This window comes from Polynucleobacter sp. IMCC30063 (assembly GCF_021395235.1).
Taxonomy (GTDB): Bacteria; Pseudomonadota; Gammaproteobacteria; order Burkholderiales; family Burkholderiaceae; genus Polynucleobacter.
The window spans coordinates 249,496-272,058 of record NZ_JAJVCQ010000003.1; the positions used below are offsets into that span (position 1 = coordinate 249,496).

A 22,563-nucleotide genomic window follows, 5' to 3' on the forward strand; every position below is an offset into this window, starting at 1 on the left:
AAAAAGTACTCTTATTTATTACTTTATATAATTTTTTTGCTTGCTACTAGCAATCTTTATGCCCAGTCAGATTATCCTAATCGTCCAGTCAAGATGATTGTTGGATTTCCCGCAGGTGGTGCTGTTGATGGAGCGGGAAGAATGATGGCCCAAATTTTACAAAAGGCGTTTAATCAAACTTTTATCATTGAAAATCGCCCTGGTGTAGGCGGGATGCTGGCAATGCAAGAGGTTGCAAGGGCAGCGCCAGATGGCTATACGCTTGCAGTGGGTTCAGCAGGCCCGTTAACAGTAAGTCCCTCCATCTTTAAAAAAGCGAATTTTGATCCTCGCCAATCCTTGGCGCCTATTATTTGGTTTGTTAATAATCCAGGCATTGTAGTAATTCGTAAAGATTTACCAGTCAATAATATTGCCGAGTTAGTTAAGTTATCTAAAACTAAAGAATTGAATATGGCTTCTGCTGGTACTGGTAGCGTATTACATTTAATGGGGGAATACTTTCAAGAACGCATGGGAGTCAAATGGGTACACGTTCCATATAAAGGCAGCGGCCCAGCATTAACTGATATGGTTGCCGGCAGAACCGATGTAGCCTTAGAGCTTGTTCCTTCAGCAGCACCCTTTGTCAAATCGGGGCAGTTACGGGCATTGGCGATTACTTCAAGCAAACGTTTAAATGTTTTACCTGATATTCCTACTTTGGCAGAACTTGGCTATAGTGGCTTAGACATGGGGTCGTGGATGGCGCTATTAGCGCCTAAAGGAACTTCCCCTGAGATTATTAATAAATTAAATCAAGCGCTAAACGAAGCGATGAAAAACTCCGAACTTATTCAAAAGGTGAACGCTGGTGGGGGCGAACTAGTTGGCGGTACCCCTCAAGACCTGACTAATCAAATGAATAAAGAGATTCCCCGTTGGGCAACAATTATTGAGCGATTGAATATACAACCCGATTAGCGCCATTTTATTCTTTGAGGAAAATTGATGACAAAGCAAGAAATTTCAACAACTAATATTAAAAAACCAGGTGGACATTTCTCTCAGGCAACAGTAGTAGAGGCTAAGGGTAAATTAGTCTTTATCTCTGGCATGACCGCGCATAAACCCGATGGCACTATTGCGGGAATTGGCGATATGGAGGCGCAAACCCGCCAGGTTTGTGAGAATGTAAAGAATGCGGTTGAGGCAGCCGGCGGGACGATGGCAGATATATGTCGGGTTGATGTTTATGTGATTGGGATGCATCATTTTGATGTGATTCATAAAGTACGTCGCGAGTACTTTAAAGCGCCATTACCTGCATCTACGATGGTTGAAATATCGCGCTTTGTTTCCCCCGATTACTTAATCGAAATGAATGCAATTGCAGTAATTCAATAAAGATTTTTTTGAAAGGCTTCTATGTATTTTTGTACCTTTAAAGCAAAAGGTGTTCCGCAATTAGGAATGGCTCAAAATTCACAGTTACAGGCGCTGGTAAATTTAACAGAAATTTGGCCTGAAACTTTAGCGCCAAGCAATGTTGGTGAATTAATTGCTAGCGGTGATGCGGGTCTTGCAATTGCTGCGAAATTACATCAGTCTGCGACGAAATGGCTTGATGTGCAAGATTTGCAATGGTTAGCCCCTATACCAACCCCCCATAAAAATATTTTTTGCGTTGGCCGGAACTACCGCGAGCACATCATTGAAGGCAATATCGCGCAGGGTCGCGAACCTAATTTATTTCCTGAATTTATTGAATTGTTTACTAAGGCGCCAACGGCTGTAATTGGGCATGGCGCAACAATACCGCTACATGCTGGCTTAACTGCCATGCTGGATTATGAGGCTGAGTTAGCCATTGTGATTGGGCGGGGCGGGGTAAATATTGCTGAAGATAGGGCCAACGACGCTATATTTGGATATACTATTTTGAACGATGTTACTGGCCGTGAAATTCAGCGGCGGCACGGGCAATGGTTTAAGGGCAAGAGTCTAGATGGTAGTTGTCCAATTGGCCCCTGGGTTGCTCATAAGTCTGCCATTGCCGACCCGCATCAATTGGCAATTTCCTTAAAAGTAAATGGCGAGCAGAGACAAAATGGGAATACTTCAACAATGATTTTTACCATTCCGCGAATTATTGCTGAATTATCAGCTGGCCTTACTCTTGAGCCCGGAGACATTATTGCGACCGGTACGCCTTCTGGAGTGGGTTATGCGATGAAGCCGCCTCGTCCTTTGAAAACTGGAGATGTTATTACTATCGAAATTGAGGGGCTTGGTAAGTTGGAAAATACGGTGGGCAATTAAGTAACTGCTATGTTCCACTTTGCCCAAAAAAGAGCCTTGGCCCATTGGGTGGCAAAAAGAGTTGCTGATAAAAAATCGGTTTCGATCGCTGGCCACTCGCCATAATCTCAACTAGCACCCCTTTGGTATTTTTTGCTTGGCCCAAGAGTTGATTGATCGTGCTTGGCAAGGCAATGCATTGAATCGTCCGGTCAATTTTTTCAAGGTAAATTTGATAATGATCTTGAATTAATCCGGCAAAATTAGCGCTATTTAATTCTTTCAATGGAGTTTTAGCAATAATTGGAAATTGTTCTGGATCAAGAAAGTATTTGCTATAAAAAGTATATTCCCCGGCCTGAATAACGCGATTGATTTGGAGTAATTGAACGTTTATTTTCCCTGCCGTTAACCAATGGGCCCATGATTCTGTAGAGCGGATTAATTTCCTCTTCACTACTTGGGTCGACATGGGCACAAATTCTGCACTGTCTTTTTCAAGAAAGCGAAAGATCCAGGGCCCACCGATACGTTTTTCAATTGGAATAACAAAGGTGCCCAATCCACGCTTGCGCTGTAAAAATCCCTCGCGAGTGAGGCTGCCAATAGCTTTTTGAATTGTTCCAAGACTAAATGGAGTAGATTTTGAAAGCTCTAACTCGGTAGGTAGCTTGACCCCACATTTCCAATACCCATCTTGAATGGCTGCCAAGATGGATTCACGTAAAACTTCATATTTCCTCACGTTAACCCTATGTTGAGGCTTATATTTTTTATAAAAAAGGGCTTCGCTCATTTGTTTATTGTGGTTATAGGACCGTAGTGCTTACTATCTTACGCTGCGCCTTAGAATTTTGCGCTGCACAAGTTAATATATAGTAAGTCTTGACAAATTTCCCAACTCTCAATAATCTAACTAAGCTTTATTGTTAAAAATTAAAAAATATAGTCGATTAAATCGCACTTAGGAGATAAAAATGCGTGGGGCGGTAGTTTGCTCTCATCAAATTGCTGCAGATGCGGGTGCTAAAACGATGGAGCATGGCGGCAATGCAATCGATGCAACTGTTGCAGTTGCTATGGCTTTAGCTGTGCTTGATCCTGCAAATTGCGGAATAGGTGGGTATGGCGGCTTTATGGTGATTCAAAAAACGCCCCATGAAATCCCTATAACCATTGATTTCAATGCTACGGTAGCCAATGAATTCAATCCAGCATTACTGACGTCTAATAAAATCGGCGTAAATTATTTTGGTAGCGCTGCTTCAGTCTCTACCCCCTTAGTGTTAAGTGGCTTGCTTAAGGCTCACCAAGAATTTGGGTCACAAGACTTTGCGCCATTACTAAACACGGCTATTGCTGCGGCGCAGGAGGGCTTCATTGTCGGTCAGAATTTACAAATGGCCTTAAGCTGGGCTGCAGCACGTGCGGACCAGTTTCCAGACAACTTTAAGGCCATTTTTGCCCCTGATGGCAAATGGTTGCAGGCTGGTGATCGCCTTATTCAGGCAGAGCTAGCAAATACACTCACTCACATTCAAGCGGATCCCGTTGGATTTTTTTATCAAGGTGAGTTTGCCGCTGCTACTAGCCAATTTTTATTAGAACATGGCGGCTGGTTAAGTAAAGAAAACTTTAATCAGCAGCAGGCCAAGCTTGATGTTGGTAATCCAGTAGCATTTCACGGGTCAACTATTTATGGCCCAAACCCCTTAACTTCTGGTTTTGGAATCGTCCAAGATGCGCTGCAACAATTGTCGAATATAGGACTAGAAGAACTGCAGGCAGAAAAAAATTATATTGCTCTAGTTGCAGATGCTTTGCGGATAGGCTGGAGAAATAAAAGAGAGGCTTTTGCAGTTACTAAGGCAGCAGAGCAGCATACAACTCATTTTTGTATCAGCGATACCAAGGGTATGACAGTTTCTTGTACTTTTACACAGGGACCATTATGGTTTGGATCTGGCCTAATAACTCCAGGAACGGGGGTAGTTTTAAATTGCGCTGGCAATTTATTCCGCCAGTCGCGCGCTTCTGGGAAATGGCTTTGTGTGACCAATCTCTCACCTAATGTAATGCTAAAGAAAAATGGCGATCAAATTGCTTCGGGTTCTCCGGGCGGACCTCGCATACCAGCAATTATCTTACAAATTATTTTAGAAATGAGCTCTAAAACTGGCAATCTACAACAAGCAATTAACCGTCTGCGTGTCTCGGTTACGCCAAATGGCGAATTAGAGCTAGAGGATGAAGTGCTAGCTAAGCGTTATCAGGGGTTGAAAATTCATGCTGCAGAATATTTTGGGCCAACCTCAGCTTTGTTGAGAGCGCCAAATGGCGATTTACATATTGGTACTGATGATCGCTTTGAGAAGGGCGTAGCGTGGGTATAAGCCAACATAATCTTGAATAAAGGAATGGTTGTGGATAAATCCGTAGGCATTATTGATACAACTTTACGCGATGCTCACCAATGCTTATGGGCAACACGCATGACGACCGCCCATATGCTGCCAATCGCAGAACAAATTGATCAGGCTGGCTTTGATCAAATTGATTTGGCAGGAACCATCCAGTTTGATGTTTGTGTGCGCTACTTAAAAGAAGACCCGTGGGAACGCGTTCGACTGATGCGTAAGCTAATTAAAAAAACGCCACTGCGGACATTGGTACGCAGTAAAAATATTGCCTCATTTGACTTTGTACCCGACGATATTATTGAGCTCTGGGTAGAGCGCTTAGTTGCCAACGGCTTTAGGGTGGTTGGTGCTTTTGATGGCCTCAATGACGTTGCTAATATGTTAGCCACCACGCGGGTATCAAAAGCCTTGGGGGTTTATACATTTGGCGCGCTTTCGTACAGCTTAAGCCCAGTTCATACTGATGAGTTATACGTTGAAACTGCTAAGCAATTAATTGCCAGTGGTACGGTTGATGCCATTATGCTCAAGGATGCTGGCGGTTTATTAACGGTTGATCGTATTCGCACTTTAGTTCCTGCGCTTAAAAAAGTAATGGGTACAGTACCCCTCGAAATTCATGGACATTGCTTAACAGGTATTGCCCCATTAATGTATTTAGAGGCCGTCAAGCTTGGCGCCGATCAGTTGCATACTTCGATCGCGCCGCTAGCAAATGGCGCTGCACAGCCTGCTACACAAAGTGTTGCTAAAAATTTAAGGCTAGACGGCTATCGCCTATCAATTAATGATGAGGTAATTGATGAAATTGGCGCCCATTTTCAGCGCATTGCTGAACTTGAAGATAAGCCTGTTGGGCAGATTTTGGAATATAACGCTTTTCACTATCAGCATCAAATACCTGGCGGCATGCTGAGTAATTTTCGCTCTCAATTAGACCAGGCTGGCATTGCAGATAAATTTGATGCGCTTCTAGATGAGTGTGCTAGGGTCAGACAAGAGCTCGGCTACCCAATTATGATTACACCGTTTGCGCAATTTGTGGGTACCCAGGCGGTATTAAATGTCTTGCATGGCGAGCGTTATCGCGTTGTGCCTAATGAAATTAAAAAATATGCTTTAGGGTATTACGGTAAATTATTAGCGCCAGTCGAGCCAAGCGTTTTGGATCGGATCATAGAGAATGGCTCTAAACAAATCGGTTTAAACCCCACGCCGCGCGAACCAGGCGTGAAGGCATTAAGAATGAAATATCCGCACGCCAGTGATGATGAGCGCTTATTGCGCTATATGTTTGCTGGATCGCAAGTTGATGATATGTTAGCAGCAGGCGCAATGAAAACTGAATATGTTTTTGAGCACTCGGTTGTTTCGTTAATTAAAGAATTGAGTCGGCGACCTAAGACAAGTCGGATACATGTATCTAAACCTGGCCTGAATATTGAAATTGCTGGGTACTAATGATTCCAAATTTAAAACAAGGAGATAGTGGTGTCTGAGCGCAATTTAAATTATCAGGATTTGATGGAGATCATTCGCTTAGTAGAGGATTCACCACAATTTTCGGAGTTTAGTCTACAGTATGGCGATATTAAAATTGATTTACGAAAAAATTCTGCCAATTCACAGACCCGGTCTTTTCAACGCTCTGGCATCGTAGGGCAGGCCTCTGCGCCCGCGCAAAGTGCTGTAGTAAGCGCCGAAGTAAGTGCTGCACCACAAACGGTCGTCAGTAAAAAAATGATGGTGGCGCCTTCTGGTTTGGTTGGTATTAAGGCGCCAATGGTTGGCAGCTTTTATCGCTCTCCGGAACCAGGTGCTCCCCCATTTATTGAGATTGGCGCTAAGGTCGGAATCGATTCAGTAGTGTGCATTATTGAGGTAATGAAGTTGATGAATTCATTACCGGCTGGTGTTGATGGGGTGGTAAGTGAAATTTTGGTTGGTGATGGTGAGCCAGTTGAATATGGCCAAATATTGATTTTAATAAAGCCCAATGCGTAAAGCAAAACCCATTAAAAAACTGCTAATCGCTAATCGCGGTGAAATTGCAGTGCGTATTATTCGGGCTTGCCAAGAGCTTGGTATTGAAACTGTGCAGGTGTATTCAGAGGCAGATAGCCAATCACTGCCGGTTTTTATGGCAGATAAATCGATGTGCATAGGCCCTGCTCGGGCTAGTGAGAGTTACTTAAACGTTGAAAAAATTCTCACGGCTGCCTATCTCTTTCGGGTCGATGCAATTCATCCTGGCTATGGGTTTTTATCTGAAAATGCCGATTTTGCAGAGCGTTGCGAGCGCGAGGGCTATATTTTTATTGGCCCAAGTTCAACTTCCATTCGCTTAATGGGCGATAAGGCTACGGCTATTCGCCTGGCAAAAGAGGCCGGTATTCCGACCACGCCAGGTTCAAATGGAATTTTACAAGATGCAAAAGAGGCGGCCAGTATCGCAGACAAAATTGGCTACCCGGTTTTATTAAAGGCAAGTGCAGGAGGTGGGGGAAGAGGCATGCGCATTGTTAATCATGCCGAGCAAGTCGAATCGGCCTATATTGAGGCCTCCCAGGAGGCAAAGTCTGCTTTTGGTGACGGCTCGCTTTATATGGAAAAGTTTCTGACGGGCATACGGCATATAGAGGTACAGGTGCTGGGTGACGGTGAAAATGTTTTGCATCTCGGTGAACGAGATTGTTCTTTGCAGCGCCGCAATCAAAAATTGGTAGAAGAAAGCCCCTCTCCAGTGTTAAGCGAGAAATTGCGCACCGATATTGGTAATGCAGCCATTCAACTTTGCAAACATGTTAATTACCGCAGCGCGGGCACGATTGAGTGCATGCTTGACCCTATTTCAAAGCAATTTTATTTTATGGAAATGAATACCCGGATTCAGGTTGAACATCCAGTAACTGAAATGGTTACTGGTATTGATTTGGTCAAGGCTCAGATACTAATAGCTGCAGGGGAGGGTCTGAGTTTGCAGCAAAAAGATATCCGTTTAACAGGGCATGCAATTGAATGCCGCATTAATGCCGAAAGTGCATCCAATGATTTTCGACCTAATCCGGGCAGGGTTAACGAGTATTTTGCACCCGGTGGTTTTGGTATCAGAATGGATAGTCATTTATTTTCGGGATATGTGATTCCCCCATTTTATGATTCCCTGCTAGGTAAGGTAATTTGCTGGGGCCGTGATCGAGCTGAGGCAATTGCACGTATGCAACGGGCTTTATTAGAAATGCAAGTTGAGGGCGTGGAGACTACGCGTGAATTTCAAAGAAAACTGATTAGCTCTTCTGAATTTATGACAGGTGATGTGCATACTCGTTTTGTTGAAACCAATTTTTTAAACCGGATGGAATAAATTGTTCAGCTCTTTTTTTAGTTCCACTAGTAAAAAAATGAATCCAGGCATTAAGGCTGCCGGGCTTAATGTCCTTGCTTTAGCAGCATTTTTATTGTTATGGCAATTACTAGCGGGTTGGGTTGCTTCACCATTTTTCCCTCCAGTAGATGCTGTGTTCAAGGCATTTAAAAATTTACTTGTAAAAGGTGATACCCAAGGTATCTCACTCGGAGCCCATGCATGGGCGAGTTTATATCGGGTTTTATTGGGCTTTAATCTGGGTGTTTTTTTGGGAGTACCACTTGGCTTGTTGATGGGCCTAAATAAAAGCCTATACAACTCAACCCGCTCGGTCATGGAGCCTTTTCGCTTTATTCCACCCATTGCCTGGATTCCCTTGGCCATTATTTTATTTGCAGGCGATACGCGCTTTGCATTTTTAATTTTTCTTGGCGCTTTTTTTCCGGTTTATACGTCAACCTTAGTGGGAGTTCAGCGGGTTGAACCTTTGCATAAGAAGGTAGTAGCCGTTTATGGCGCCTCGAAGTTTTATACCTTAATGCATGTGGTGGTGCCAACCGTACTTCCAGATATTTTAGGGGGCATGCGAGTGGCGATGGGTGCCGCTTGGCTGACCATTGTTGCAGCTGAATTAGCTGGTGGGATTAATGAGGGCTTGGGACGCATGATGCTGAACTATGCTGAATTATTAAAGATTCCAGAAATTATTGTTGGCATGATTGTGATTGGTGCAATTGGCTTTGTTTTGAATGAATTGCTACTAATGGCTGAGCGTTATTTATTTAAGTGGAGATGGCAGGTTACCCTTTAAGGGCTTATCAAGCTAAATGATGACAAATTTAAACTCCAAACTTCAAGTTGCTATCTCTCACCAGTATGGTAATTTGGTCGTACATGGCGATATTCAATTTTCGGTTAAAGAAAATGAATTTTTGTGTATCTGTGGTCCCAGTGGCTGCGGTAAAACAACCTTACTTGATATTCTTAGCGGCTTATTAAAACCGTCAAAAGGCGACGTATTGTTAGACGGTGAAATCGTCAATCCAAAAAAACATAGTATTTCTTTTGTTTTTCAAGAACCCTCTACCTTGCCGTGGCTAACCGTTTGGGAAAATATTGCCACAGGCTTAAAAATTAAGAAATTAAAGAAAGCCGAAATAAAACAAAAAGTAGAAGAGGTGATTCGCATTGTTGGGCTTGGTGGGTTCGAGGGTTTTTATCCGCATCAGATTTCTGGCGGCATGAAGCAGCGAGTTTCAATTGCCAGAGCTTTTGCAACGGATGCAGATTTAATCTTAATGGATGAACCATTTGTAAGTCTAGATCAACCGACACGAGAAAGAATGCAGCAAGAGGTTTTGGATATCTGGAAAAATTTGAAACGGACGATTGTTTTTGTTACACATAATTTAGAAGAGGCAGTTTTTTTAGGCGATCGCGTCATTATTCTTTCTGAAAAGCCCACTTCTATTAAGGCTGATTTACCAATCGACTTGCCACGACCACGGAATTTAATGAGCCTTGAATTTACGGAATTAAGAGCCAAGTGCTTTTCTTTTTTGCATCAAAAGTAGGGGTAGATAAAGTAGTTTAAGCAGTTAAAAATCACTTTTTAAACAGGAGATGAGAGATGATTAATACTAATAAAAATCGCAGAAATATTTTAGGTATGGGTGCAGCAGCATCGCTGGGGACCATGCTGCCGATGGGCACGCCGTTATTTGCACAAAGCAAAAAAACAGTTATTAGGCTAGCAGATCAAGCTGGCGCTGAGGTTGACTATGCAGCTATTTGGGTGGCTGAAAATCAAGGCTATTACGATCAAGAGGGCATTCAAATTGATCGGCGCACCTATCCCAATGGCCCAGCATCGTTACTCGATTTAAATAAAAACTTAGACGCTGTAATGTGTGGCTTGGCACCGATCATGCAATATGCTGCAGGCGGCGGACAATTTTCGATGCTTTGTTCGGTCACTAAATACAATGCGCCACTGGTTGGCCATAAACAATTTAAATCTTATGCTGATTTAAATGGCAAAAAGGTAGGAACACCTGGGCTTGGCACAATTCACGATGCCATTTTATTTTATGTTGAAAAAACCCAAAATCTTAAATTCCAAAAGGTGCCTGGTCGCGTTGGTGATATTGCTGCCATGCTTGATCGCGGAGAGGTAGACGCATTTATTGCTTGGGAGCCAGCTTCAGCATTAGCAGTTTCTAAAGCCAAAGATACCCATTACATAGTGCAGTTACCACCCATACCCAATGCGGAGAGTTTGGACTTGGTTTTTCATCCCACCTTTATTAAAGATAATCCTGATGCAGTAGTGCGTTTTTTAAAGGCCACCTTAAAAGGGATGAATTTTATTAAAACTAAACCTAGGGATGAGGTTGCAGAAATTATTGCTAAAAAAATGAATGATCCGACCGCTAAACCCGTGGCGCTAATGGCCTTGAACTCAGTGTTACTTACTGAACCCCGCTTAGATATGCCTTCAACCCGCTTAATTCTGAAAACTATTTCTGAGCAAGGCAAGATTGATCCTGCGCTAGTCGCAAATACGGATGCTTGGGTTGGAAAATACTTAGATTATTCCTTTTTAGATAAAGCGGAAAAATCGCTGAAGGGTTAGGGAATGTTTTTGTACCATCTCTTTTAATTGATCTTTAAATACAGGGGCTTTATCTCAATGGCAAAAACCATCCTAACTTGCGCAGTAACTGGCGGCTTAACAAAGCCAGAGATGACCCCTTATTTGCCTATTACTCCACAACAAATAGCCGATTCTTGTTTGGGGGCTGGCGCTGCTGGAGCTGCTGCCGTGCATATTCATGTGCGCGACCCAGTTTCGGGTAAACAGTCAATGGAATTTGATTTATACGCCAAAGTAGTTGAGTTAATTCGCGCGCAAAACAAAGAGCTTATTATTAATCTAACAACCGGGCCAGGTGGTCGCTTTATTCCTAGTGAAGATGATCCTAAGGTCTTTGCTCCAGGAACTACTTTATGCCATCCCTTAAAGCGCGTAGAGCATATTACCAAGTTAAAGCCTGATATTTGTTCTTTAGATTTTAATACGATGAATGGCGCGACAGATATTGTGATTAATACGCCATTAAACGTGCGCAAAATGGCCAAAGTGATTCGCGATGCTGGAGTTCTTCCTGAATTAGAAATTTTTGATACGGGTGACCTCAATTTAGCTTTGGATTTAATTGCTGATGGCACACTTGATGGCCCTGGTTTATTTAGCTTTGTGTTGGGGGTGAAGTATGGCTTAAACGCTGATCCCGCTACTTTGCTCTATTTACGCGATCAATTGCCTGTTGGGGCTAGATGGTCAGCTTTTGGCATTAGTCGCTTTGAGTTCCCAATTGTGGCGCAATCTTGGTTATATGGGGGCCATACACGGGTTGGCTTAGAGGACAATATTTTTCTCAAGAAGGGTGTGCTTTGTCAAAGTAATGCTGAATTAGTTACTAAAGCAAAACGTATTATTGAAGACCTAGGTGGAGATTTGGCCTCAGCTGCTGAGGCGCGTTCTATGTTGGGCCTCAAAATAGCTTCTTAAGGCTATAAATAGCTAAATTTTTGTAATTTTCACCTAATTTTAGTTTTTTATAAATAGTTTGCGTTTATATCTTTTTTATAATATACTTTAAAACATAATGTAATTTTACATTTTATTAGGAAATAAAATGAGTCAAGTAAAGCAGAGTACTAAACCAGAGCCATATTGGCACCCCCTTTATGCTGGGCTGGCTTTGGGCCTAGTCTTATTAGCTAGTTTTGTCGTCACTGGGCATGGCCTAGGCGCAACTGGGTTTACAACCCGTCTTACAGCATGGATTGGCATGACAACAATGCCGACCATGACTGCAGCTAATGAATACCTTGGCGGCATGGTGGAGGATGGAAACCCGTTAAATGGCTGGATAACTTGGCAGGTTATTGGCTTGGCTATTGGCGCTTTCGCCTCTGCCTGGCTGGCTAATCGATTTAAGCTGCAAACTGATGGTAAACGTTTTTTAGGGGGTAGTAAGCGTCCCTTAACAGCGCTACTGGGTGGGGTCTTAGCTGGTTTTGGGGCACGCATTGCAGCGGGATGTACTAGCGGTCTGGGTTTATCGGGCACAGCAGTATTGGGGCTTGCCGGGTTTGTTTTTTTAGGTACATTTTTTGCTACCGGCTTAGTCATTAGCCGTTTAATGAAAGAAAAGGCATAAATATGAATTCCATCATCTCTGGGCTACTTTTAGGTGCCGCCTTCGGTTTTGTTTTAGAGCGCGCTGGGTTTGGTAGCCCCTGTAAATTAACGGCTCAATTCCGTTTAACTGATTGGTCAGTATTTAAAGTGATGTTTACTGCGATCGTTTTTGCTTCAGTAGGCATTATGTTATTAGAAAAAATGGGGTATATCAATGCCGCTGATTTATTTGTACCGCCTGCATTTTTAGGGGCAGCCGCTCTTGGTGGGGCTCTAGTAGGAGCAGGTTTTGCCATTGGCGGATATTGCCCTGGAACTTCCGTGGTTGGCTTTGTTTCTGGCCGCATAGATGCCGGTTTATTTTTAATTGGGTTAATCATTGGTACTTGGATTTTTGCCGATATATTTTCTAGTATTGAGTTTTTGACTTCAGCTGGTGAATACGTAAAAGCATCAACATTACCAGAGGCGTTGCAAGTGTCCGCTGGAGTAATTAATCTTTTTATGATTGCTGCTGCGTTGGCTATTTTTGTACTTGGTACATGGATGGAAAAACAAGTCGGGGGTTCGATTTCTGCTGTAGAAGCTATGAATGCCTGCACAGTAAAGCAGTCTTAATCATTTCAACCATTTAATTGTTTAATAAGGAAAATTATGTCTAAGAAAAATACTATCGCTGCATTAGCTTTGGCTTTAGCGGGCTTGGCTGCTGCACCTGTTGCTTTGTCAGCAGATGCGCCAGATAAAAAACCCGCAAATGCTGAGCAAAAAAATCCTTGTGGACCAGCAAAAAAAGCAGATGCAAATCCCTGTGGGCCCGCCAAAAAGAAGGCTGCCAATCCATGTGGACCAGCTAACCCTTGTGGTCCAAAAAAGCGTAAATCAGCCGATTAATTTTATAGCCTTGATAAAAATTCTTAACTATTTAACTTCACCAGTGAAATAAATGCTCACTCAATCTATTCTTTGTTTAGCTGCACAAGAGTTGCTTAGTGTGCAAACCAAATATGCTAAAAAGGGGCTGACATTAAGCCAAGCAGCATTATGTGGGGCAAAGCAATTTGTCGAATGGCGGCACTATCCTAGCAAGGACTTGGTTGATGGTGAGGGAGGGTATGAGTTCTATTACCACGCGCATGCTGCTGATGAGATGCAGAAAGGTGAGCACGGCCATTTTCATTTATTTAAACGTAGTGCTAAACAGCCCAATCATTTCTTTCACCTGATTGGTATTGCACTAGATCAAAAGGGCTTGCCAGTGCGGTTGTTCACCACTAATCAATGGGTAACAGGAGAGCAATGGGCCAAGGCGCCAACGGTCATTGCAGCCCTTCAAGATTTTGATGTATCAGTAAAAGGGCCATTAGGGCCATTAGGCAGATGGGTTAGCGCCTTAACTACATTATTTTATGTTGAGATGCGTGAGTTAATAGTGAAGCGGGACAGAAAAATAACGGCATTAGCTATCAAGGACGGTAATAAAAATTTAGCTTTAGAGAATCGTAAATATCATGTTTTAACAGAGCAAAAAATTCATTATATGGATCGACTTGCGGATCATTTATTTGTATAAAAAAGGTATAAAAATGAAAAAAATTCAAGGATTAATCTTATTTGCTTGCGCAATGGTGACGAGCGTAGCCTACGCTATCACCTTACCTGGCCCAGTTGTTAATGCTGAGTGGTTGGCAAACAATTTGTCAGCAGTGCAAATTGTTGATGTACGTTCAGATATAACTAGCTTTGGTCGAAATCCAGAGTTTGTTACTGATAAGGCGAGTGGCAAAAAAAGCCTAAGTGAAGTTGGGGGACATATTGAAAACTCGACTTTGCTCAATTTTAAAAATGCTCGAGTAGAGCGCTTAGTCGATGGTCGTAAGGTCAAGTTTTTAATTCCCGAACAAGCTGATTTTGAAAAATATATTCAAGCGGCTGGAATTAACGCAAATAAGCCGATTATTTTAGTACCTGTAGGCCAAGATATTTCTGATGTGGATGAGGCCTTAAGAATGTATTGGCAATTTAAAGTTTATGGTGAAAATCAAGTAGCTGTATTAGACGGTGGTATGGCTGGCTGGTTGGCAGATGGGCGTACATTTGTTACTAGTGCCGCCACAAAGCAAGTAGGAAATTGGGTGGCAAAGTCAGCCCGTAAAGAGTTAATTGCAGGCTCGGAAGAAGTGGCTAATGCTTCAAAAACAGGTACAGCGCAGTTAATTGATTCACGCTTACCTATGCAATATTTTGGCACGTCTAAAAAACCCGATATTGGTGCTTATGGACATATTGCAGGCGCTAAGGAATTTTCGCCAGATTTGCTAACTAAATCTGTGAATGGAGCCCTATATTTTTTCAAACCTGAGACATATTCCGCTCTATTGATAGCAAATGGAATTAAGCCCACGGGCCCAGCAATTAGTTATTGCAATACTGGTCACTTAGCTTCTGGAACCTGGTTTATTGTTTCTGAATTAGTGGGCAATAAGTCGATTCAACTTTATGATGGCTCGGCTTATTTATGGACTTTAGAGGGGCGCCCACTGCAGGGTGTACCGCTAAATTAAAACCGCTGATTGTTTTAAGAACAGTGCTATATGTTGATGGCTCGAAATTTAATTGATTTAAAAAAAATGCAGCATTCGGCTGGTGAGGCGGTTAAATTACTGAAGGCCTTAACTCATCCAGATCGCATGCTGCTGCTCTGCCAAATAAGTAAAGGTGAGCGATGTGTTGGTGAGTTAGAGAATCTGCTTGATATTCATCAGCCGATGTTGTCCCAACACTTAGGCGCTTTAAAGCGGGCTAAATTGGTTAAAACGCGGCGCGTTGGCAAGAATATTTACTATGCCGTTGCTAATGATTTTGCAATGTCGATTATTGATCAGTTATATAGGCATTACTGCCTTAAAAATATGCTTATTTAAGGGAAAACGAGGATGGTTTCAGCTGATCTTTGTCCTATAAAGTGAGGAGTCAGAAAAAGGAGTGTTATGTCTCAGCCTTTACATCCTCAGGCTATATTAGATTCTTTGGCGCAGTTTGATACCCCCACCATTTGCAATGCGCTAGAGTTAATAGATCCCAATTATCGAAATCACGGTTTTACTACAGAACCATTAGAGTGCATCTATCCTAATTTAGCGCCGATGGTAGGGTATGCGCGCACTGGAACGATGCGTGCAGTTCAAGGGCCCCGTATTAGCCCTGAAGCGCAAAAAGAAATACGGATTGATTGGTATAAGTATGTTGATGAGGGGCCCAAGCCCAGCATTATTGTTTTACAAGACTTGGATGGTGCACGAGCCGGAATCGGTGCATTTTGGGGTGAGGTAAATACCCATGTACACCGCGGTCTAGGCGCTAAAGGGGTGGTTACCAATGGCTCAATTCGGGATATTCCCATGAATGCGAGCAATTTTCAGTTATTAGCTGGGAGTGTGATGCCTAGTCACGCGCATGTACACATTGTTAGCATTGGGATACCAGTTACTGTTGCCGGTATGGCGGTGCAGCCTAATGATTTAATTCATGCCGATCAACATGGCGCAGTGGTCATTCCCTTTGCTGCAGCTGAAAAAATTAATGATGCTATAGAACTTATTGCAAAAAAGGAAGCCGTGATTATTGGCGCCGCAAAAGCGAGCAATTTTTCTTGGGAAATTTTACGCGACGCAATTAAAGAATCAGCTGATATTCATTAAGCGCTAGGGAATATACAGCGCTAATACAAGCAGATTCTATCCAAGGTAGATCTTAAAGGAGCAAAATGAAAACCGATCAAATAGCTAATTACCTGCGCCATTTTTGCGCTACCCTTTTATTACTCTCGCTGCCACAGCTTGTCTTTGCGCAAGCGAATGATTGGCCAAATAAACAAGTTTCCATTGTGGTGCCATTTCCGCCAGGTGGTGCGCTTGATATTACTGCTCGGGAAATTGCTTTGCGCTTAACTAACAAATATAAACAGTCTTTTGTGGTTGAGAACCAGCCAGGCGCAGGCGGTTTAATTGGTTCGCGGAACGTTGCTAAAGCTAAGCCAGATGGCTATACATTGTTGGTGGCTTCAACTGGTCAATTGGCTATTCATCCCGCAGTATTTAAAAATCTGCAGTACAACCCCTTAACTGATTTAACGCCGATCATTCAGTTAACCTCAGCCCCATTTTTAGTAGCAGTGAATGCCGATTTCCCTGGGAAAAATGCCCGTGACTTGGTGGCGTATATTAAGAATAATTCGGGAAAAGCCAATTACTCTTCCACCGGAATTGGCACCTTAGTGCATTTATCTGGTGAAATGATCAGCATTGAAGGCAATAGTGGTGCAACGCATGTCCCATTTCAAGGGGGCCCTCCATCGGTCGCGGCTATTGTAGGAAATGACGTGCTTTATACCGCTACTAATATTTCCAACCCATTACCTTTAATTAAGGCGGGCAAGCTTAAAGCTATTGCAACTACTGGCAGTAAAAGGCCCGCTGAATTAGCTGATATTCCCACTATGCAAGAGAGCGGTTTTCCGAATTTCGAAGTGACCGTGTGGGTAGGTTTATTTGGCCCTAAAAATTTACCTGCCAATTTAACCAATACGATCTATCAAGCGGTAAATGAGACATTAACTGATCCTGTTTTAATTAAGAAATTAGCGTCGGTAGGTGATGAGCCAGCCTCGAAAAATCCTCAAGAATTTGCCCAATTTATTGAAAAAGAAGCAAAAAAATATTTAACAATTGCGAAAAAAGCCAATATTCAGGTGGATTAAAGCGACTAGGTGAGGCTGAATTGGATTTTATTAATATGTTGCGGGTTCCTGTTTGCCTCTAAATTATGTTAACGTTCCTGAGGATTTTTCTATTAATTAAAACCTTTCTCAGGGAGATAACAATGAACAGCAAGTCAATTAAGCCCAGAAACCCAAAATACAGCTTTTTTGCTGGTCTTGCAGTAGCCATGCTTTCCGGTGGCTGCTTCGCTGATGGCGCAGCGCACTGGGGTTATGAGGGAAAAGTAGGGCCAAGTAATTGGGGCGCTCTTGAGAAGGAGTTTGCCGCCTGCAAAGTGGGGCAGATGCAAGCCCCAATTGATATTCCAAGCAAAGCTGCTACGCCAGCTACCGCACCAATTACCACCAAATATAAAGCATCAGCTGGCGAGATTATTAACAATGGTCACACCATTCAAGTTGCCCTAGCCGATGGCGGCTCTGCTCTTTTAGGCGGGGTCGATTATAAGATTTTGCAGTTTCATTTTCATACTCCAGCAGAAGAAAAAATTGATGGCAAAGGCTTCCCATTTAATGCGCATTTAGTTCATAAAAGTGCCGATGGAAAGTTAGCAGTCATTGGAATTTTATTTAATGAGGGTAGTGAAAATAAAAGCATCAAAGATATTTTTGCAAACTTGCCCGCAAAAGAAGGTAAAGTGGCTTTGAAAACCAATTTTGATGCAGCTAGCATGCTACCTAGCTCATTAGCTTATTACAGTTATGCGGGCTCTTTAACAACCCCCCCATGTAGTGAGGGCGTGAGTTTCTATATTCTTAAAACGCCAGTTGAGCTTTCAAAAGATCAATTAAACGCCTTCAAAAAGATATTTAAGATGAATGCCCGACCCATTCAACCGCTTAATGGGCGTAAGATTACTCAAGGTAGTTAAGACCTTTTGTAAATTACAACTTGGCTATGAAAACCCTTGAATATTTAAAGGTTGTAGTCAAGCATGAATTAATTGCTATCAAGGAGGCACTGATTGAGTTAAAACTCATAGTGCTTCTTCTGGTGCTTATTTTTGCCGGACTGATTTACTACCTTAAGCCATTTCCAGAAAAAAGTATCACCATCTCAACCGCATTTAAGGGGTCAGATTGGTATCAATTTGCCGAAACTATTGCCCCAGCCTTACAAGACCATGATATTAGTCTTACCGTGCTTGCTAGCGATGGCTCAATTGAAAATGTTGAAAAATTAGATAATCAGAATAGCAAGGTCACTGCTGGTCTCACTTATGGAGCGGCTTTATCCGCCGAACAAATTGGTGGAATTTACTCACTAGGAAGCATTACTTATGAGCCTATTTGGATTTTCTATCATGAAAAACGTATAGGCAAAATTACAGATATTAAGGATTTTGCGCGCTTTAAGGTTGGGGTGGGGCCGCCTAAAAGCGGGTCGTATGCTTTTGCCGAAAAATTATTTGCTATTAATGGGATTCAAATTAAAGAAAATAAAAATTTTCAAGCCGCTTCAATTGAAGGTAATTTAAATCAGTTTTTAGATGATAAATTAGATGTGTTTATTTTTGTCTCAACCATTATTGATTTACCTGTTCAAAAATTAATTCGGTCCCCAGGCATAAAACTCTTTAATTTTAAAAACTCAGCAGCTTATGAAAAAAAGTTTTATTTTTTAGATGCAGTTGAGATACCAGCAGGGTCAATCAATATTTTGAATAATTTTCCGCCAGAAAATATTTCTTTAATTGCCACAACTTCGACTTTAGCCGTGCGTCGAGATATGCATCCGGATCTGCAGCTTGCTTTACTAATAGCAATGAAAAATACCATTCAAGACTCGCAATTACTATTTTTTGCTAAAAGAAATCAATTTCCTGCCTATGTCGATCCCTCTATACCGCTGAGTCCAGTGGCACGAAAATTTTATAATAATGGCCCTCCCCAAGCGATTATCTATTTACCCTATTGGCTTGGGGTATTCGTAGACCGCTTCTGGCTAATACTTTTAACCCTTTTTGCGGTCATTTATCCCTTATCTAAATTAAATTTTCATTTAAGAAAATTCCTGTATGCCGTTAAGGAGCGGGGTCATTATGAGGAAATCTTGGCGATTGATCGGCAGGTAAGCTCCGACCCTATTAGCGCTGAGCAAAGAGTTTTATTCTTAAAGCGTTTAGATGAAATTAATCTGCTTCTTATTCGTCGAGACGTGCCAATTGGCGAGGAGACTGATTATTATTTATTTGTCAATGCTACCCAGTTATTACGCAATAAGATCGAGCGGCTATGATTAAATTAATTATTGTCATTACTGCCTTAGGATTTTCTTCGGGTATTTTGGCGCAAAATGCTGCGCTTCCACAATTGCCTAAAAATTGGAGCGGAATTGTTTCTGTCACCGCGATGGGCAATACTTACCAAACAAAAGTAAATAGCACATCTAAAGTTGGCGAAATGTCGTTTAATTCGTTTGATATTCCAGCGACGATTACGATTCTCAAACAAGAGGGTCGCCATCTTGAATTTTTATATCGCTCAGCTAATTATGAGTCACGTTACGTCGGCACTTTATCAATGGATGGCAAACAAATACAAATTGCTTATCAACAGGGCTCTGGAAGCTATACTTTAGAAGGTAATAAATTATCGGGCTGTGGATCTGGTCGGGGCGGGAAAGGCACTTTTAAAGACTGGCTAAATAGTTATTCCACCTGGTGTGAAGAGTTTACTGCGCTGCCATAAGAGGTCTTTTAACATCAAACCATACCAAGACTTAAAACAACTTGTAATCCTTTTCTTTGCCACGCTGTTTTTAAGTGGTGGCGCTTTTGCAGATGAGATTCAAGTCATTACATCTGGCGCTTTTGCTGAAGCATTAGTTGCATTGGCGCCGATTTATGAAAAGCAATCACAACACAAAGTAATCATTTCAAATGGGTCTTCGATGGGGTCTGCTCCTGATTCAATTCCGTCGAGACTTGCCCGTGGTGAGCGTTTTGATATCCTTATCTTAGCTGCGCCCGCTCTAGACACTTTTATTAAAAGCGGCCAGGTGCAAGTAGGTACGAAGGTGGATTTAGTGGCCTCAGTAATTGGTGCAGCAGTCCGTAAAGGCGCCTCTAAACCCGATATCAGCACGGTTGAGGCTTTGAAAAAAACACTTTTAGCTGCTAAATCTGTTGCGTATTCGGCGAGCGCGAGTGGCACCTATTTATCTACTGTGCTATTTGCGCAACTCGGTATAGCCGACCAAATGCAGCTTACTGCTAAAAAGATCTATAGTGAGAGGGTAGGTACTGTCGTAGCTAGGGGAGATGCAGATTTAGGGTTTCAACAGGTAAGCGAATTGATTCCCATTGCGGGAATAGATTTCCTTGGCGAGCTGCCAGCAGAAGTGCAGCAAACTGTATTATTCTCAGCAGGCATCACCAGCAATCGAAACAACCTGAATGCAGCACGTGATTTAATTGCATTTCTTGCGTCGCAGCAAGCAGCCCCGATGATTATTCAGGCGGGATTAAAACCCATATTATCTCCCCTACCATGGTAAAAAATTCATTTAATAAAATGCTCAAAATTAATAAAAAATGGCCCTTAGTATTTTGCTTTGTCTTTTATGCGCTAGCGAGTCAGGGCGCCTATCCCGATAAATCCATCCGTCTGGTCGTGCCGTTTGCAACCGGGGGCACTTCAGAAATTATTGCCCGATCGGTGGCAAATGCGTTAACTACACAATTGGGGCAATCGGTATTCGTTGAAAATAAGCCTGGTGGAGCAGGCAATATTGCCATGGAAGAGGTCAAGCGGGCGGCTCCCGATGGTTATACCCTGATATTAGGACACGTTGGCACCCTGGCAGTAAATCCGGCGCTTTTTGGTAAAAAATTACCATACGATCCAAATAAAGATTTTGTGCCAATCACCCTGATTGCTAAAGTGCCCAATGTGATTGCAGTAAGTAAAGCAAGCCCCTATAAAACCTTAGCCGATTTGGTTGCAGATGCGAAAAAAAATCCTGGCAAAATTAATTATGGCTCTGCTGGTAATGGTAGTGCAGGACATTTGGCGATGGAATATTTCACCTCAGTAGCAGGTATTGATTTAGTACATGTGCCCTACAAGGGTTCAGGTGCCATGCTCACAGATTTAATTGGCGGGCAGATACAAGCAACGTTCAATGGTTTGCCATCGCTCATTGGACAAATTAAGGGCGGCGCTTTGGTGCCTCTAGCCGTAGGTTCTCTGGCTCGCTCGAGTACCTTGCCCCAAGTGCCAACTTTAATTGAATTGGGTTACAAGGGGGTTGAAACCTCGCAGTGGTATGGCATTATGGCGCCAGCTGGTACGCCTAAGGCCATTGTTGATAAGCTGCAAAAGGAGATTTCTAAAGCCTTGAAATCGAAAGACGATTCCAAAAAAATGCTTGAGGATGGCGCAATTTTAGTGGGCGATACCCCAGAACAGTTTGAGGCTTTTATTCGTGCTGAACAAAAGCGTTGGGCGAATGTGGTTGAAAAAGCAAAAATTTCAATTGATTAATGACCGCTAATGATGATTGAGGCGAAGCACAGGTTTTCACTGGTGAATGCACAGCGCATTGGTTTTGTGTTGATACTAGGTAGTTTGTGTATGCCACTAACTGCTTATACCCAAGCCCCGGTTCAGGCTTATCCAAATAGGCCTGTTAAAGTAATTGTGGCGTTTACTGCAGGCGGTACTACGGATATTTTGACCCGCATGGTGAGTCAAAAATTAACTGAGCGCGTTAAGCAATCTTTTGTGGTTGAAAATAAACCTGGCGGCGGCGGTAATATCGGCACCGAATTTGTGGCTAAGTCTGCTCCCGACGGATACACCTTGATTATGGATTCTGTAGGTCCAATCGCGGTAAATCCAACCTTATATAAAAAATTAAACATTAACCCTTTGACTGATTTAATGCCGCTTATACAAATTGCAGATGTACCGAATGTTTTAGTGATTAATGACTCTCTACCCATAAGAAACTTTGAAGAATTTATTAATTATGCGAAGCTGAATCCCGATAAATTAAATTACAGCTCTACCGGCATTGGTACTTCCTCGCATTTATCGGGCTACATGTTAAGTAAACGCTTGGGCATCGAGGCCACTCATGTTCCTTATAAGGGTGCTGACGCGCTGAATGATTTAATGGCAGGGCGAGTGCAGTTTATGTTTGCGACAATACCTTCGGTGATTCAGCACATTCATGCAGGCAAGTTACGCGCCATCGCCGTAACGAGTTTGAAGCGGTCGCGGTCTTTGCCTAATATTCCAACTGTTGCGGAAAGCGGTTTCCCCGGTTTTGAGGCGGGGTCTTGGTTTGGCCTTTTTGCGCCGAAGGACACGCCTGCGGAAGTGATCACTTTTATCAATAAGAATGTGAATGCAATTTTGCCTAGCCTTGAAACGCAATTTATTCGCGAAGGTGCTGATCCGGTTGGCGGTAGTGCCACCAAATTTAGTCAATTTATTCAAAAAGAATATGAAAAATGGAAAGTGATTGTGCGAGATTCAGGCGCGGTCGCTGAGTAAG

At 42.6% G+C, this 22,563-nt stretch carries 26 protein-coding genes; 25 read left to right on the forward strand and 1 reads right to left on the reverse strand.

Annotation, left to right across the window (positions count from 1 at the left end):
* The first annotated feature begins 36 nt into the window (after window positions 1-36).
* The 3 genes from LZG75_RS07725 to LZG75_RS07735 are packed head-to-tail and all read left to right on the forward strand — an operon-like array spanning window position 37 to window position 2,301.
* Window positions 37-963: a tripartite tricarboxylate transporter substrate binding protein gene (locus LZG75_RS07725; RefSeq protein ID WP_233937016.1), complete on the forward strand. Its 927-nt coding sequence runs from the start codon at window positions 37-39 to the stop codon at window positions 961-963.
* 27 nt (window positions 964-990) lie between these two features.
* The gene (locus LZG75_RS07730) at window positions 991-1,386 is read left to right on the forward strand and encodes a RidA family protein (protein WP_233937017.1); all 396 of its coding nucleotides are present in this window, start codon (window positions 991-993) and stop codon (window positions 1,384-1,386) included.
* A gap of 21 nt (window positions 1,387-1,407) precedes the next feature.
* On the forward strand, window positions 1,408-2,301 hold the full coding sequence (locus tag LZG75_RS07735) for a fumarylacetoacetate hydrolase family protein (RefSeq protein WP_233937020.1): 894 nt from the start codon (window positions 1,408-1,410) through the stop codon (window positions 2,299-2,301).
* Between the two features lie 7 nt (window positions 2,302-2,308).
* Here the strand turns inward: LZG75_RS07735 and LZG75_RS07740 are convergent, their stop codons facing one another.
* Complete coding sequence (locus LZG75_RS07740) at window positions 2,309-3,025, reverse strand: GntR family transcriptional regulator (protein WP_233923553.1); 717 nt, start codon at window positions 3,023-3,025, stop codon at window positions 2,309-2,311.
* Window positions 3,026-3,257: 232 nt separating this feature from the next.
* Here LZG75_RS07740 and LZG75_RS07745 point away from each other — a divergent pair, with 232 nt between their 5' ends.
* From LZG75_RS07745 to LZG75_RS07850, 22 genes are all read left to right on the forward strand, one after another.
* Window positions 3,258-4,673: a gamma-glutamyltransferase gene (locus tag LZG75_RS07745; RefSeq protein ID WP_233923552.1), complete on the forward strand. Its 1,416-nt coding sequence runs from the start codon at window positions 3,258-3,260 to the stop codon at window positions 4,671-4,673.
* A gap of 30 nt (window positions 4,674-4,703) precedes the next feature.
* Entirely contained in the window at window positions 4,704-6,161 is a 1,458-nt protein-coding gene (locus LZG75_RS07750) for a pyruvate carboxylase subunit B (RefSeq protein ID WP_233937023.1), read from the forward strand.
* A 30-nt stretch (window positions 6,162-6,191) separates the two neighbouring features.
* Window positions 6,192-6,704 (forward strand): acetyl-CoA carboxylase biotin carboxyl carrier protein, encoded by a 513-nt coding sequence (gene accB, locus LZG75_RS07755; protein ID WP_233937031.1) that lies wholly within the window; start codon window positions 6,192-6,194, stop codon window positions 6,702-6,704.
* Window positions 6,697-8,064 (forward strand): acetyl-CoA carboxylase biotin carboxylase subunit, encoded by a 1,368-nt coding sequence (accC, locus tag LZG75_RS07760; protein WP_233937033.1) that lies wholly within the window; start codon window positions 6,697-6,699, stop codon window positions 8,062-8,064. The genes accB and accC overlap by 8 nt, the downstream gene beginning before the upstream one ends.
* A gap of 37 nt (window positions 8,065-8,101) precedes the next feature.
* Entirely contained in the window at window positions 8,102-8,878 is a 777-nt protein-coding gene (locus LZG75_RS07765) for an ABC transporter permease (RefSeq protein ID WP_233923548.1), read from the forward strand.
* Window positions 8,879-8,897: 19 nt separating this feature from the next.
* Entirely contained in the window at window positions 8,898-9,641 is a 744-nt protein-coding gene (locus LZG75_RS07770) for an ABC transporter ATP-binding protein (protein WP_233923547.1), read from the forward strand.
* 56 nt (window positions 9,642-9,697) lie between these two features.
* Window positions 9,698-10,702 carry an ABC transporter substrate-binding protein gene (locus LZG75_RS07775; RefSeq protein ID WP_233923546.1) on the forward strand — a complete coding sequence of 335 codons (1,005 nt, stop codon included), beginning with the start codon at window positions 9,698-9,700 and terminating at the stop codon, window positions 10,700-10,702.
* A 51-nt stretch (window positions 10,703-10,753) separates the two neighbouring features.
* On the forward strand, window positions 10,754-11,641 hold the full coding sequence (locus tag LZG75_RS07780; RefSeq protein WP_233923735.1) for a 3-keto-5-aminohexanoate cleavage protein: 888 nt from the start codon (window positions 10,754-10,756) through the stop codon (window positions 11,639-11,641).
* A 127-nt stretch (window positions 11,642-11,768) separates the two neighbouring features.
* Window positions 11,769-12,296: a YeeE/YedE thiosulfate transporter family protein gene (locus LZG75_RS07785; RefSeq protein WP_233923545.1), complete on the forward strand. Its 528-nt coding sequence runs from the start codon at window positions 11,769-11,771 to the stop codon at window positions 12,294-12,296.
* Between the two features lie 2 nt (window positions 12,297-12,298).
* Window positions 12,299-12,895 (forward strand): YeeE/YedE thiosulfate transporter family protein, encoded by a 597-nt coding sequence (locus LZG75_RS07790; RefSeq protein ID WP_233937042.1) that lies wholly within the window; start codon window positions 12,299-12,301, stop codon window positions 12,893-12,895.
* A 36-nt stretch (window positions 12,896-12,931) separates the two neighbouring features.
* Window positions 12,932-13,171, forward strand: a complete 240-nt coding sequence (locus tag LZG75_RS07795; RefSeq protein ID WP_233923543.1) for a hypothetical protein — start codon at window positions 12,932-12,934, stop codon at window positions 13,169-13,171.
* Window positions 13,172-13,223: 52 nt separating this feature from the next.
* The gene (locus LZG75_RS07800) at window positions 13,224-13,850 is read left to right on the forward strand and encodes a hypothetical protein (protein ID WP_233923542.1); all 627 of its coding nucleotides are present in this window, start codon (window positions 13,224-13,226) and stop codon (window positions 13,848-13,850) included.
* 13 nt (window positions 13,851-13,863) lie between these two features.
* The gene (locus tag LZG75_RS07805; RefSeq protein WP_233937052.1) at window positions 13,864-14,841 is read left to right on the forward strand and encodes a sulfurtransferase; all 978 of its coding nucleotides are present in this window, start codon (window positions 13,864-13,866) and stop codon (window positions 14,839-14,841) included.
* Window positions 14,842-14,871: 30 nt separating this feature from the next.
* Window positions 14,872-15,201: a metalloregulator ArsR/SmtB family transcription factor gene (locus LZG75_RS07810; RefSeq protein WP_233937061.1), complete on the forward strand. Its 330-nt coding sequence runs from the start codon at window positions 14,872-14,874 to the stop codon at window positions 15,199-15,201.
* 66 nt (window positions 15,202-15,267) lie between these two features.
* Window positions 15,268-15,978: an RraA family protein gene (locus LZG75_RS07815; RefSeq protein ID WP_233923539.1), complete on the forward strand. Its 711-nt coding sequence runs from the start codon at window positions 15,268-15,270 to the stop codon at window positions 15,976-15,978.
* 65 nt (window positions 15,979-16,043) lie between these two features.
* Window positions 16,044-17,036, forward strand: coding sequence for a tripartite tricarboxylate transporter substrate binding protein (locus tag LZG75_RS07820; protein WP_233923538.1), 993 nt, complete (start codon window positions 16,044-16,046; stop codon window positions 17,034-17,036).
* A gap of 122 nt (window positions 17,037-17,158) precedes the next feature.
* Entirely contained in the window at window positions 17,159-17,929 is a 771-nt protein-coding gene (locus LZG75_RS07825; RefSeq protein ID WP_233923537.1) for a carbonic anhydrase, read from the forward strand.
* 26 nt (window positions 17,930-17,955) lie between these two features.
* Complete coding sequence (locus tag LZG75_RS07830; RefSeq protein WP_233923536.1) at window positions 17,956-19,296, forward strand: TAXI family TRAP transporter solute-binding subunit; 1,341 nt, start codon at window positions 17,956-17,958, stop codon at window positions 19,294-19,296.
* Window positions 19,293-19,748 carry a hypothetical protein gene (locus LZG75_RS07835; RefSeq protein ID WP_233937063.1) on the forward strand — a complete coding sequence of 152 codons (456 nt, stop codon included), beginning with the start codon at window positions 19,293-19,295 and terminating at the stop codon, window positions 19,746-19,748. The genes LZG75_RS07830 and LZG75_RS07835 overlap by 4 nt, the downstream gene beginning before the upstream one ends.
* Entirely contained in the window at window positions 19,723-20,556 is an 834-nt protein-coding gene (locus LZG75_RS07840; protein WP_233923534.1) for a substrate-binding domain-containing protein, read from the forward strand. The genes LZG75_RS07835 and LZG75_RS07840 overlap by 26 nt, the downstream gene beginning before the upstream one ends.
* Window positions 20,557-20,573: 17 nt before the next feature.
* The gene (locus tag LZG75_RS07845) at window positions 20,574-21,545 is read left to right on the forward strand and encodes a tripartite tricarboxylate transporter substrate binding protein (RefSeq protein ID WP_233923533.1); all 972 of its coding nucleotides are present in this window, start codon (window positions 20,574-20,576) and stop codon (window positions 21,543-21,545) included.
* A 9-nt stretch (window positions 21,546-21,554) separates the two neighbouring features.
* A complete protein-coding gene (locus LZG75_RS07850; protein ID WP_370635399.1) occupies window positions 21,555-22,562 on the forward strand; it encodes a Bug family tripartite tricarboxylate transporter substrate binding protein in 1,008 nt (335 codons plus the stop codon).
* Window position 22,563: the final 1 nt, after the last annotated feature.